Origin of the sequence: Pseudomonas agronomica, from assembly GCF_025917275.1 — a bacterium.
GTDB lineage: Bacteria > Pseudomonadota > Gammaproteobacteria > Pseudomonadales > Pseudomonadaceae > Aquipseudomonas > Aquipseudomonas agronomica.
Genome location: NZ_JAOSHO010000109.1, coordinates 1 through 13,065, shown reverse-complemented (window position 1 = coordinate 13,065; position 13,065 = coordinate 1). Strand labels below are relative to the sequence as shown.

The 13,065-nt window shown below is 62.3% G+C and carries 10 protein-coding genes; 1 reads left to right on the top strand and 9 read right to left on the bottom strand.

All coding sequences use genetic code 11. The features are described 5' to 3' along the window. A partial coding sequence (locus OC610_RS10840; RefSeq protein ID WP_264427777.1) for a Nif3-like dinuclear metal center hexameric protein occupies positions 1 to 297 on the bottom strand: 297 nt, incomplete at its 3' end. 4 nt (positions 298 to 301) lie between these two features. Then, entirely contained in the window at positions 302 to 4,198 is a 3,897-nt protein-coding gene (purL, locus tag OC610_RS10835) for a phosphoribosylformylglycinamidine synthase (RefSeq protein ID WP_264427776.1), read from the bottom strand. A gap of 287 nt (positions 4,199 to 4,485) precedes the next feature. Between purL and mltF the strand changes: the two genes are divergently transcribed. After that, positions 4,486 to 5,946, top strand: a complete 1,461-nt coding sequence (gene mltF / locus OC610_RS10830; protein WP_264427775.1) for a membrane-bound lytic murein transglycosylase MltF — start codon at positions 4,486 to 4,488, stop codon at positions 5,944 to 5,946. A 123-nt stretch (positions 5,947 to 6,069) separates the two neighbouring features. On the opposite strand, the gene pdxJ is transcribed toward mltF, so the two are convergent. From pdxJ to lptG, 7 genes are all read right to left on the bottom strand, one after another. Further along, positions 6,070 to 6,813: a pyridoxine 5'-phosphate synthase gene (gene pdxJ, locus OC610_RS10825; protein WP_264427774.1), complete on the bottom strand. Its 744-nt coding sequence runs from the start codon at positions 6,811 to 6,813 to the stop codon at positions 6,070 to 6,072. A gap of 50 nt (positions 6,814 to 6,863) precedes the next feature. Further along, the gene (recO, locus tag OC610_RS10820) at positions 6,864 to 7,547 is read right to left on the bottom strand and encodes a DNA repair protein RecO (protein ID WP_264427773.1); all 684 of its coding nucleotides are present in this window, start codon (positions 7,545 to 7,547) and stop codon (positions 6,864 to 6,866) included. Positions 7,548 to 7,715: 168 nt separating this feature from the next. After that, positions 7,716 to 8,618 carry a GTPase Era gene (era, locus tag OC610_RS10815; protein WP_030139611.1) on the bottom strand — a complete coding sequence of 301 codons (903 nt, stop codon included), beginning with the start codon at positions 8,616 to 8,618 and terminating at the stop codon, positions 7,716 to 7,718. Beyond that, positions 8,611 to 9,300 (bottom strand): ribonuclease III, encoded by a 690-nt coding sequence (gene rnc / locus OC610_RS10810; protein WP_030139612.1) that lies wholly within the window; start codon positions 9,298 to 9,300, stop codon positions 8,611 to 8,613. Before rnc ends, era begins: the two co-directional genes overlap by 8 nt. A gap of 184 nt (positions 9,301 to 9,484) precedes the next feature. Further along, positions 9,485 to 10,339, bottom strand: a complete 855-nt coding sequence (gene lepB, locus OC610_RS10805) for a signal peptidase I (RefSeq protein ID WP_030139613.1) — start codon at positions 10,337 to 10,339, stop codon at positions 9,485 to 9,487. Positions 10,340 to 10,344: 5 nt separating this feature from the next. Further along, positions 10,345 to 12,144, bottom strand: a complete 1,800-nt coding sequence (gene lepA / locus OC610_RS10800; RefSeq protein WP_264427772.1) for a translation elongation factor 4 — start codon at positions 12,142 to 12,144, stop codon at positions 10,345 to 10,347. A 240-nt stretch (positions 12,145 to 12,384) separates the two neighbouring features. Further along, positions 12,385 to 13,065 (bottom strand): LPS export ABC transporter permease LptG (gene lptG, locus OC610_RS10795; protein WP_264427771.1); only part of this gene is annotated, 681 nt, incomplete at its 5' end.

Sequence of the window (13,065 nt, the reverse complement as noted above, 5' to 3'; positions counted from 1 at the left end):
CCGCCACACTTCATACGCTGGTGTCTCGTAGGGATGGCTCTGTTTCAGCGCCTCCACCACGGGGCGGATCAACTCGTCGGCCACCACCAGCTCAACCTTCCACTCCTCGACCGGCTCGACCTGCCCGGCTTCGCCAATGAACGGCTGGCTGCCGTCCAAGGGGCGAAACTGGCCCAGGCCCAGCACTTGCCAGGCGCAGTGGTCATAGTCGCCGATTCGTCCGCCACCGGCAGCGAATACGGCGCTTTTGACTTCGTCCACATGGCTGGCCGGGACGAAGAAGCAGAGCTTGTACACCGCCTCAGTTCACCCAGACGCGCGCGTTGCGGAACATGCGCATCCATGGCGCGTCTTCGTTCCAGTCGTCCGAACGCCACGAGTTCTGCACCGCGCGGAACACCCGCTCTGGGTGCGGCATCATGATCGTGACGCGGCCGTCGCGGCTGGTCAGGCCGGTGATCCCGCGCGGCGAGCCGTTCGGGTTGGCCGGGTAGGTTTCAGTGACCTTGCCATGGTTGTCGACAAAACGCAGCGACACGCAGCCGGACAGGTCGGCTTCGAGCAACGCTTCCTCGCTCTGGAACTCCGCATGGCCTTCACCGTGGGCGATGGCGATCGGCATGCGCGAACCGGCCATGCCCTGCAGGAAGATCGAGTTCGACTCCTGCACCTGGACCATCGCGACGCGGGCTTCGAACTGCTCGGAACGGTTACGCACGAAGTGCGGCCAGAACTCGCTGCCCGGGATCAGCTCGTGCAGGTTGGACATCATCTGGCAACCGTTGCACACGCCGAGGGTGAAGCTGTCGGTGCGCTCGAAGAAGCCCTGGAACGCATCGCGGGCACGGCTGTTGAACAGCGCCGACTTGGCCCAGCCTTCACCGGCACCCAGCACGTCGCCGTAGGAGAAGCCGCCGCAGGCGACCATGCCCTTGAAGTCGTTCAGGTCGACACGACCGGCGAGGATGTCGCTCATGTGCACGTCGATCGCGTTGAAACCGGCGCGGTCGAACGCCGCCGCCATTTCCACCTGGCCGTTGACACCCTGCTCGCGCAGGACCGCCACTTGCGGGCGAATGCCTTTCTTGATGTACGGCGCGGCCACGTTGTCGTTGACGTCGTAGCTAAGCTTGGCGCTCAGGCCCGGGTTGTCTTCTTCCAGGATCGCGTCGAATTCCTGCTCGGCGCAGTCGGCGTTGTCGCGCAGGCGCTGGATCTGGTAGCTGGTCTCGGCCCACTGGCGCTGCAACAGGCGACGCTGGCCCTCGAAGACGGTGTCGCCATTGAAGGTGATGTTGATGTGCGCGTTATTGATCGGCTGGCCGATCACCGAGACGCACTCGGCCAGGCCGGCGGCGCTGAACTGGGCGAGGATGTCGGGGGTGGCGTCCTGGCGAACCTGGATCACCGCACCCAACTCTTCGTTGAACAGGATGGCCGGGATCTCGGCGGCGGATTCGGCGACGCTGTCCAGGGTCAGGTTCAGGCCGCAGTGCCCGGCGAAGGCCATTTCCATCACGGTGGTCAGCAAGCCGCCATCGGAACGGTCGTGGTAGGCCAGCAGGTGACCGTCGGCGTTGAGGCCCTGGATCACGGCGAAGAACGCCTTCAGGTCTTCGGCATCGTCGACGTCCGGCGCTTGCGAGCCGAGCTTGCCATGCACCTGGGCCAGGATCGAGGCGCCCATGCGGTTCTGGCCACGGCCCAGGTCGATCAGGATCAGGTCGGTGGTGCCCTTGTCCATGCGCAGTTGCGGGGTCAGGGTCTGGCGGATGTCGGTGACCGGGGCGAAACCGGTCACGATCAGCGACAGCGGCGAGGTCACGCTCTTGTCCACGCCTTCATCGTTCCAGCGGGTGGCCATGGACATGGAGTCCTTGCCCACCGGAATGGTGATGCCCAGCTCAGGGCACAACTCCATGCCGACCGCCTTGACGGTGTCGTACAGGCGGGCGTCTTCACCCGGGTGACCGGCGGCGGACATCCAGTTGGCCGACAGCTTGATGTCGGAAATCTTGCCGATGCGCGAAGCCGCGATGTTGGTCAGGGTTTCGCCGATCGCCATGCGGCCCGACGCCGGGGCGTCCAGCAGCGCCAGCGGCGTGCGCTCGCCCATGGCCATCGCTTCGCCGGTGTAGACGTCGAAGCTGGTGGCGGTCACGGCCACGTCGGCCACCGGTACCTGCCACGGGCCGACCATCTGGTCGCGGGCGACAAGGCCGGTGATGGTGCGGTCGCCGATGGTGATCAGGAAGCTCTTGCTCGCCACGGCCGGGTGATGCAGCACGCGCTCGATGGAATCGGCGATGTCGAGGGTGGACGGATCGAAATCATCGCCCAGTTCGGTTTCGCGAACGGCCGAACGGTGCATGCGCGGGGCCTTGCCCAGCAGCACTTCCAGCGGCATGTCCACCGGGCTGTTGCCGAAATGGCTGTCGGTCACGGTCAGTTGCGGTTCGGCGGTGGCTTCACCGACCACGGCGAACGGGCAACGCTCGCGCTCGCAAATGGCCTGGAAGCGCTCGAAGTCGGCCGGGCCGACCGCCAGGACATAACGTTCCTGGGATTCGTTGCTCCAGATTTCGTGCGGGGCCATGCCCGGCTCGTCGTTCGGAATGTTGCGCAATTCGAAGCGGCCACCACGGCCACCGTCGTTGACCAGCTCCGGGAAGGCGTTGGACAGGCCGCCCGCGCCGACGTCGTGGATGAAGCTGATCGGGTTGTTCTCACCCAATTGCCAGCAACGGTCGATGACTTCCTGGCAACGGCGTTCCATTTCCGGGTTTTCCCGCTGGACCGAAGCGAAGTCCAGGTCTGCCGAGCTGGTGCCGGTGGCCATGGACGAAGCCGCGCCGCCACCCAGGCCGATCAGCATGGCTGGGCCGCCGAGGACGATCAGCTTGGAGCCAACCACGATCTCGCCTTTCTGCACGTGTTCGGCGCGAATGTTGCCCATGCCGCCCGCAAGCATGATCGGCTTGTGGTAGCCGCGAACCTCTTCACCACGGGGGGTGGTGATGGATTGTTCGAAGGTCCGGAAGTAGCCGGTCAGGGCCGGACGGCCGAATTCGTTGTTGAACGCCGCGCCGCCCAGTGGGCCTTCGATCATGATGTCGAGGGCGTTGACGATGCGCTCAGGCTTGCCGTACGGCTTTTCCCACGGCTGTTCGAAGCCCGGGATCTGCAGGTTCGACACCGTGAAGCCGGTCAGGCCAGCCTTGGGCTTGGCGCCGCGACCGGTCGCGCCTTCGTCGCGGATCTCGCCACCGGAGCCGGTGGACGCGCCCGGGAACGGCGCGATGGCGGTCGGGTGGTTATGGGTCTCGACCTTCATCAGGATGTGCACCGGCTCCTGGACCGCACCGTACTGGCGGGTCTCGGGGTTCGGGTAGAAACGACCGGCGACGTTGCCGACGATCACCGCGGCGTTGTCCTTGTAGGCCGAGAGCACACCTTCGTTGTGCATCTGGTAGGTGTTCTTGATCATGCCGAACAGGCTTTTTTCCTGGCTCTGGCCGTCAATGTCCCAACTGGCGTTGAAGATCTTGTGGCGGCAGTGCTCGGAGTTGGCCTGGGCGAACATCATCAGTTCGATGTCATGCGGGTTGCGCTTCAAGCCCTGGAAGGCGTTGACCAGGTAGTCGATCTCGTCTTCGGCCAGGGCCAGGCCCAGCTCGGCGTTGGCTTTTTCCAACGCGGCGCGGCCACCGCCCAACACGTCGATGGCGGTCAGCGGCTTGGGCTCGGCATGGCTGAACAGGCCGGCGGCCTGTTCCAGGTTGCCCAGGACGACCTGGGTCATGCGGTCATGCAGGCCATCGGCGATCAGTTGGGCATCGGCCTCGCTGAACTCACCGGCGACATAAAAGGCGATGCCGCGCTCCAGGCGCTGGACTTTCGCCAGGCCGCAGTTGCGGGCGATGTCGCTGGCCTTGCTCGACCACGGCGAAATGGTGCCGAAACGCGGCAATACCAGGAACAGGCGGCCGGTTGGCTCCTGGACCGGAACACTTGGACCGTACTTCAGAAGGCGCGCGAGCACCTGCTGTTCGTCGCCGGTCAAACCGCCGGTGACTTCGGCGAAGTGAGCGAATTCAGCATACAAGCCGCTGACAGCCGGGACTTTCTGGCTCAGTTGCTCAAGAAGTTTGCTGTGGCGAAAGGCAGAAAGGGCAGGAGCGCCGCGCAGGATCAACATCTTCGGGACAGCCTCGGGAAGGGGTGTGCTTTGAGGCCGTGCATTCTAGCCTAAACCGCTGGCAACGGCACCCGAAACGGTACGTGTGATGCCAGCCGAACGTCGGTCGTGCCGCCGGCCGCTCCCTGGCGCGGTCATCGGGTGCGCGCCCCCGAGTTATTTTTTATCGGAAGGAACCCCGCCGAGCGCCGGCCCGCCTGGCTCGCGGACACGTTTTGCAATCTCTAGCAGACTGGCCTTTTGCTGTCGATATATGGCGGTCGAGGCCGTTTGCGTATACTGCGCAGATGTTTTCCCCAACGGCTTTGCGTCCGCGGTACGCCAGATGGCTGATCGCAACCGGACTCTTCCTGGTGCTCAGTGGTTGTGTTGAGAAACCCAACACACTGGAGCGCGTAAAGGAGGATGGCGTGCTGCGGGTCATTACCCGAAACAGCCCCGCCACCTACTTCCAGGACCGCAATGGTGAGACCGGCTTCGAATACGAGCTGGTGAAGCGCTTCGCCGAGGATTTGGGGGTCGAACTGAAAATCGAGACCGCCGACAACCTGGATGACCTGTTCAGCCAGATCGGCAAGCCGAACGGCCCGGTATTGGCCGCCGCGGGCCTGGTCAGCAGCGAGCCGCGCAAGAAGCAGGTGCGGTTCTCCCATCCTTATCTGGAAGTCACGCCCCAGATCATCTACCGCAACGGCCAGTCACGCCCCACTGACGCGGCGGGCCTGGCCGGCAAGAAGATCATGGTGCTCAAGGGCAGCACCCACGCCGAGCAGTTGGCGCAGTTGAAGCAGCAGTATCCAGGCATCGAATACGAAGAGTCCGACGCGGTTGAAGTCGTCGACCTGCTGCGCATGGTCGATGAAGGCCAGATCGACTTGACCCTCGTCGATTCCAACGAAGTGGCGATGAACCAGGTCTACTTCCCCAACGTGCGCGTGGCGTTCGACCTGGGCGACGCGCGCAGCCAGAGTTGGGCGGTAGGCCCCGGCGAAGACAACAGCCTGCTCAACGAAATCAATGCCTACCTGGACAAGGTTCAGAAAAACGGCACGCTGCAACGCCTCAAGGACCGCTATTACGGCCACGTCGATGTCCTCGGCTACATGGGCGCGACCACCTTTGCCCAACACCTGCAGCAACGGCTGCCCAAGTACGAGCAACACTTCAAGGCCTACGCCAAGAAAGAAAAAGTCGATTGGCGCCTGCTCGCAGCCATCGGCTACCAAGAGTCTCTCTGGCAACCGGCGGTCACATCCAAGACCGGCGTGCGTGGCCTGATGATGCTGACCCAGAACACCGCCCAGGCCATGGGCGTGTCCAACCGCCTGGATCCGAAGCAGAGCATCATGGGCGGCGCCAAATACCTGGCCTACATGAAGGCTCAACTGGACGAGAGCATCGAAGAGCCGGACCGCACCTGGTTCGCCCTCGCCGCCTACAACGTGGGCAGCGGCCACCTCGACGATGCGCGCAAGCTCGCCGCCAAGGAGGGGTTGAATCCGAACAAATGGCTGGACGTGAAGAAGATCCTGCCGCGCCTGTCCCAGAAACAGTGGTACAGCAAGACCCGCTACGGCTACGCACGGGGCGGCGAGCCGGTGCATTTCGTGGCGAACATCCGTCGCTACTACGACATCCTGACTTGGGTGACGCAGCCGCAGCTCGAAGGCAACCAGGTGGCCGAGGGCAACCTGCATGTGCCGGGCGTGGACAAGAGCAAGCCGAACCAGGAGTCCCCGCAGCTTTAAGACACGCCACCGATCCCTGTGGGAGCGAGCTTGCTCGCGATGACGGCCTGACAGCCAACATTGATATGGACTGTCAGTCCGCTATCGCGAGCAAGCTCGCTCCCACAGAGGCTCGTAGTGACTTTAAGGCTTAGCAGCCGCCAGGATCAGCGCCTTCATCTCTGCAACAGCCGACTTGAACCCGACGAACAACGCATGGGCCACCAGCGCGTGGCCGATGTTCAGCTCGTTGATGCCCCTGATCGCCGCGACGGCTTCGACGTTGTGATAGTGCAGGCCATGGCCGGCGTTGACGATCAGGCCTTGGGCCAGACCGAAGCTGACGCCATCGGCGACCCGTTGCAGCTCATCGGCCACGTCGGTGGGCGTCTCGGCATCGGCGTAACGACCGGTGTGCAATTCGATGGCCGGGGCGCCGACCCGCTTGGAGGCTTCGATCTGCCGCTCGTCGGCGTCGATGAACAGCGACACCTCGGCGCCGATCTTCGAGAGGCGTTCCACCGCCAGGCTGATCCGCGATTCCTGCCCCGCTACGTCGAGGCCGCCTTCGGTGGTCAGTTCCTGCCGGGTTTCCGGTACCAGGCAGATGTGCGCCGGGCGGATGCGCTCGGCGAACGCCATCATTTCCTCGGTCACGCCCATTTCGAAATTCATGCGGGTCTGCAGCACATCCTTGAGCAGCAACACGTCGCGCTCCTGGATGTGGCGACGGTCCTCGCGCAGGTGCACGGTGATGCCGTCGGCACCCGCCTCTTCGGCATCCAGCGCGGCCTTGACCGGATCCGGGTAGCGCGTACCACGGGCCTGGCGGAGGGTGGCGACATGGTCGATGTTCACGCCGAGAAGAATGCGATTGCTGGTGCTCACGAAAAGCGCTCCTGAATGGACAGAGATTCGGCCCACAGCATACGGGGAGATCAGGGCTTGCGAAACAGCTCGCGACTGACCAGCGGCCGGCCACCCAAGTGAACCGCCAGCGCTTGGCGCATCAAACGCTTGGCGGCCGCCAACGCACCGGGCGCGGTCCAGTCGGCTTCGGCCATGGCCAGGAGCTCAACGCCATTGAACAGCCCCGGTTGCAACTGGTAGACCTGCTCCAGGCCCGCATCCACTTGCAAGCGGTACAGCCCGTCGGCGGCGATGGGCTGGCCGTGCAGGTCGGTGTCGAGGGAAAAACCGTAGCCCAGGTCGTCCAGCAGTCGCCACTCAAAGGAGCGCAACAAGGGCTCCAGCGGCCGGCCTTCGGCCAGGGCCAGCAGCGTCGCGGTGTAGTGGTCGAAAACGGCGGGATGAGGGTCTTCGGCGGGCAGCAGGCGAATCAACAGTTCATTGAGGTAGAGCCCGCTGAACAACGCCTCGCCGTTGAGCCAGGCCGCGACGCCGTTGCTTTCCATGCGCCCGACGTTCTTCAATTCGCCCCGCCCGCGAAACTCGACCTCCAGCGGCACGAACGGCCGCGCCAGCGTCCCGGCCTTGCCCCGCGCGCCCCGTAACACCGCCCGCAGCCGCCCTTGGGGCGTGAGGAAATCCACCAGGGCGCTGCTTTCGCGGTAGGCGCGGCTGTGGAGGACGTAGGCGGGTTGGGCGGTGGGTTGGGACATTGAAGTCGCAGTTCTCACTGGGCGAGCAAAATTTTATAAACAACCCGAAACCAATGTGGGAGCGAGCTTGCTCGCGATGAGGGCCTGATATTCAACATGGACGTTGACTGACAGACCGCTATCGCGAGCAAGCTCGCTCCCACAATGGTTCTCGGTATATCCAGCTAATCAGAGGTCGCCGTAACCCAACGAACGCAACGCCCGCTCGTCATCGGACCAGCCGCCCTTCACCTTGACCCACAGGTTGAGCATGATCTTGGAGTCGAACAGCAGCTCCATGTCCTTGCGCGCCTCGGTGCCGATGCGCTTGATGCGCTCGCCCTTGTCGCCAATGATGATCTTCTTCTGGCCGTCACGTTCGACGAGGATCAAGGCATGAATGTGCAGGGTCTTCCCCTGTTGCTTGAACTCTTCGATCTCGACCGTGATCTGGTACGGCAGCTCGGCGCCCATCTGGCGCATGATTTTCTCGCGCACCAGTTCAGCGGCGAGGAAGCGGCTGCTGCGGTCGGTGATCTGGTCTTCCGGGAAGAAATGATCGTTTTCCGGCAGGTGCTCGGCAATCACCCGCTCCAGCGCGTCGAGGTTATGGCCATGCTGGGCGGAGATCGGAATGATCTGGGCATTCGGCAACTGCTCCTGCAACCAGCTCAGGTGCGGCATCAGTTCTGCCTTGTCTTCGATGCGATCAGTCTTGTTCAGCGCCACGATCAAGGGGCCGGTCACGTACTGGACGCGTTCGAGGACCATCTGGTCTTCTTCGGTCCACTTGGTGCGATCAACCACGAAGATCACCACGTCGACGTCTTTCAGCGCCGCCGAAGCAGTCTTGTTCATGTAGCGATTCAGGGCCTTTTCACCGCCCTTGTGCATCCCCGGCGTATCAACGTAGATCGCCTGCACGTCGCCTTCGGTCTTGATGCCCAGCATGTTGTGGCGGGTGGTCTGCGGCTTGCGCGAGGTAATCGCCAGCTTCTGGCCCAGGATGTGGTTCAACAGCGTGGACTTGCCCACGTTCGGCCGACCGACAATGGCGACATAGCCGCAGCGGGTGACGGTTGTATCAGTCATTGCCATTCTCCACGCCCAGGGCGATCAGTGCTGCAGCGGCCGCGACCTGTTCGGCAATACGACGGCTGACGCCCTGGCCTCGGCTTTTTTCATTCAATAGGACCACTTCGCACTCGACGAAGAAGGTTCGGCAATGCGGCTCACCCTGGATATCCACCACTTCATAGCGTGGCAGTTCGCAACTGCGCGATTGCAGGAATTCCTGCAAACGGGTCTTGGGATCCTTGTTGGTGTCCACCAGCGTCAGGCTGTCGATCTCGGACGTCAACCAGGCCAGCACGCGCTCGCGCGCCATTTCCATGCCCGAGTCCAGGTAGATCGCGCCAATCAAAGCTTCCAGGGCATCGGCCAGGATCGACTCGCGACGGAAACCGCCGCTTTTCAGCTCCCCCGAACCCAGGCGCAAATAGTCGCCCAGGTCGAAACCACGAGCCAGTACGGCCAGGGTCTCACCTTTTACCAATCGTGCGCGCAAACGCGACAATTGGCCTTCGCGAGCCAGGGGAAAGCGTTCGAACAACGCCTCGCCGGCGACGAAATTGAGGATGGCATCGCCGAGGAATTCCAGGCGTTCGTTGTTGCGCCCGGCAAAACTGCGGTGAGTGAGGGCCAAGAGCATCAGCTCCTGATCCTTGAAAGTGTAGCCGAGCTGACGCTCGAGGCGGCTTAGAGAAACGCTCACGGTTTACCCACGCTGAGTTCGTGGCTGGATTCCACCGCCACGGCGACGAGGCGCCGCTGGCTTGGGACAATTAACGCTGTGTTCAAAAATGACGTCCTGACTATCGTTGGCTTCATGCCTTCGGGCAACCTTGTGCAGGCTCCAGAAAAGCATTCGGCGCTGTGTTCAACAGCGCCGTGTGTGATTACTTGATCAGGCCAACCCGCGAGAAATTCGGCAGGTGGCTGAGTTTGGGTTCCGGCCAGCTCATCCAGACCGCAAAGGCCTTGCCGACAATGTTGCGGTCGGGAACCATGCCCAGCAGGTCCTTGGGAATGTTCGGATCATCCCAGTAGCGGCTGTCGTTGGAGTTGTCGCGGTTGTCACCCATCATGAAGTAGTGCTCCGCCGGCACGGTCCACGAATGGTCCGGTGTGGCGCGGTAGCGGCTCATTTCCTTGCGGATCAGGTGTTCGGCTTCGCCGAGTTTTTCCTTGTAGAGCTCGGCGCTGCCCAGCGTGCCCGGCTCGGAGCCGATCAGTTGCTCGGCCACCAGCTCGCCATTGACGAACAGGCGCTTGTCGGCGGTGTAGCGGATCTTGTCGCCCGGCAGGCCGACCACGCGCTTGATGTAGTTGACGTTCGGATCGCTTGGGTAGCGAAACACCATCACATCGCCGCGTTGCGGGTCGCCGATCTCGATGACTTTCTTATCGATCACTGGCAACCGGATCCCGTAGGAAAATTTGTTCACCAGGATGAAGTCGCCCACATCCAGGGTCGGCTTCATCGAACCGGACGGAATCTGGAACGGCTCCACCAGGAATGAGCGCAGCACGAGCACGATGAACAGCACCGGGAAGAACGACTTGCCGTATTCGACCAGCAGCGGTTCCTTGTTGAGCTTTTCAATGACCACGCCATCAGGCTGGCTGACGCTGCCCTGGTAAGAGGCAATGGCGGCCCGGCGCCGGGGCGCCAGGAACAATAGATCAAGCAACCCCAACAGACCGCAGACGAACACGGCGATAACCAGCAACAGCGGGAAATTTAGCGACATAGGACCTAACTATCCAACCTGAGCACCGCAAGGAAGGCTTCCTGTGGAATTTCCACGTTACCGACCTGCTTCATGCGTTTTTTACCGGCCTTCTGCTTTTCCAACAGCTTGCGCTTACGGCTGACGTCGCCGCCGTAGCATTTGGCCAATACGTTCTTTCTGAGCGCCTTGACGGTTGTCCGCGCCACAATCTGCCCGCCAATGGCGGCCTGGATTGCCACGTCGAACATCTGCCGCGGAATCAGTTCCTTCATCTTCTCGGTCAACGCGCGACCTTTGTAGTGCGCATTGTCACGGTGCACGATCAATGCCAGGGCATCGACTTTCTCGCCGTTGATCAGCACATCCAGCTTCACCAGATTAGCCGATTGGTAGCGATCGAAATGATAGTCCAGCGAAGCATAGCCGCGACTGGTGGATTTCAGCCTATCGAAGAAGTCCAGCACCACTTCGTTCATCGGCAAGTCGTAGGTCACTTGGACCTGCGTGCCGAGGAACAGCATGTCGTGCTGCACGCCACGTTTTTCGATGCACAGGGTAATGACGTTGCCCAGGTGTTCCTGAGGCACAAGGATGTTGGCGCGCACGATCGGCTCGCGCATGTCCTCGATGGCCGACAGGTCCGGCAGCTTGGACGGGTTGTCGACGTAGATCGTCTCGCCGTTCTTGAGCAGCAGCTCGAAGATCACCGTTGGCGCCGTGGTGATCAGGTCCAGGTCGTATTCGCGCTCCAGGCGCTCCTGGATGATTTCCATGTGCAGCATGCCCAGGAACCCGCAACGGAAACCGAAGCCCAGGGCGTCGGAGCTTTCCGGGGTGTACTGCAGGGACGAGTCGTTCAGGGTCAGCTTTTGCAGGGCTTCGCGGAAGTCCTCGAAATCGTCGGAGCTGACCGGGAACAGGCCGGCGTAGACCTGCGGCTGGATACGCTTGAAACCGGGCAGCACTTCGACGTCGGGGGTGGTGCTCAAGGTCAGGGTGTCGCCGACCGGCGCACCGTGGATGTCCTTGATACCGGCGATGATGAAGCCCACTTCACCGGCCTTCAGGTCGACGGTGGCGGTGTGTTTCGGGTTGAAGACACCGACGCTGTCCACCAGGTGGATCTTGCCGGTGGACTTGACCAGGATCTTGTCGCCCTTCTTCACGCGGCCATGGCGCACGCGAACCAGGGAAACCACGCCCAGGTAGTTGTCGAACCAGGAGTCGATGATCAACGCTTGCAGCGGATCTTCGATATTGCCGGTCGGTGCGGGAATGGTCGTTACCAGGCGCTCGAGCACTTCGTCGACGCCCAGGCCGGTCTTGGCGCTGCAGGTGACCGCGTCGGTGGCGTCGATGCCGATGATCTTCTCGATTTCTTCCTTCACGCGCTCCGGATCGGCCTGTGGCAGGTCGATCTTGTTCAGCACCGGCATGACTTCCAGGCCTTGCTCGATAGCCGTATAGCAGTTGGCGACGGACTGGGCCTCGACGCCCTGGCCGGCATCGACCACCAGCAACGCACCTTCACAGGCCGCCAATGACCGGCTGACTTCGTAGGTGAAGTCGACGTGGCCCGGGGTATCGATGAAGTTAAGCTGGTAGGTGATGCCGTCGCGGGCCTTGTAGTAGAGGGTAACGCTGTGGGCCTTGATGGTGATCCCGCGTTCACGCTCGAGGTCCATGGAGTCCAGGACCTGGGCTTCCATTTCACGCTCGGCCAGGCCGCCGCACATCTGGATGAAGCGATCAGCCAGCGTCGACTTGCCATGGTCAATGTGGGCGATGATGGAGAAATTGCGGATATGACTCAAATCACTCACGGATCAACACTCAAAAAGGCTGCAGGCATGGCCCGCCGAAAAATAGCCGGGAATTGTACCTGATCCACCCCGCAAGCGTCACGTTCGCCTGTCGATGAGCATGTGTGGCGAGGGAGCTTGCTCCCGCTGGGCTCTGTAGGAGCTGTCGAGTGCAACGAGGCTGCGATCTTTCCAGAGACACTCGGGCTTCAAGCGAAAGATCAAAAGATCGCAGGCTTCGCCAGCTCCTACTGGCGATCGTCAACCCGCCCGACGCAGCAGCCAGAGGCCGGCCAACGCGCAAACACCGGCCGGCACCAGCACCGCAAACAGCGGCGAGAAACCGAACACCAGGCTCGATGGCCCCAACAAGTCCTGGGCGATACGGAAGGTAAAGCCCACCAGCACGCCGGTGAACACCCGCTGACCGAGGGTCACCGACCGCAGCGGACCGAAGATGAAGGAAATGGCCATCAGCACCAGGGCAGCGGTCACCAGCGGTTGCAACACCTTGACCCAAAAAGCCAGCCAGTAACGCCCATTGTTCAGGCCCTGGTCCGCCAGGTAGTGGATGTACCCCCAAAGGCCAGTGATTGACAGCGACTCTGGCGCCATCACAACGGTGCTGAGCAATTGAGGGCTCAACGCCACGTCCCAGCGCTCCGATGGAGCGGCGACCACTTCGGTGCGCTTGTCATGGAACAGGGTGGTGGTGACGTCGCTCAGTTGCCAATGATCCTCGGCGAATTTGGCGCGCTTGGCGAAACTCGAGGACAGCATGTGCCGCTGATCGTCGAAACGATAGCGAGTCACGCCATACAGCGTACCGTTCGGCTGGACCGAGTTGATATGGATGAATTCATCACCCTGGCGGTGCCACAGGCCGTGCTTGGCGCTTTGCGCATCGCCGCCACCCTGGGCCAGGGAGCGGTTGGCCTGGGC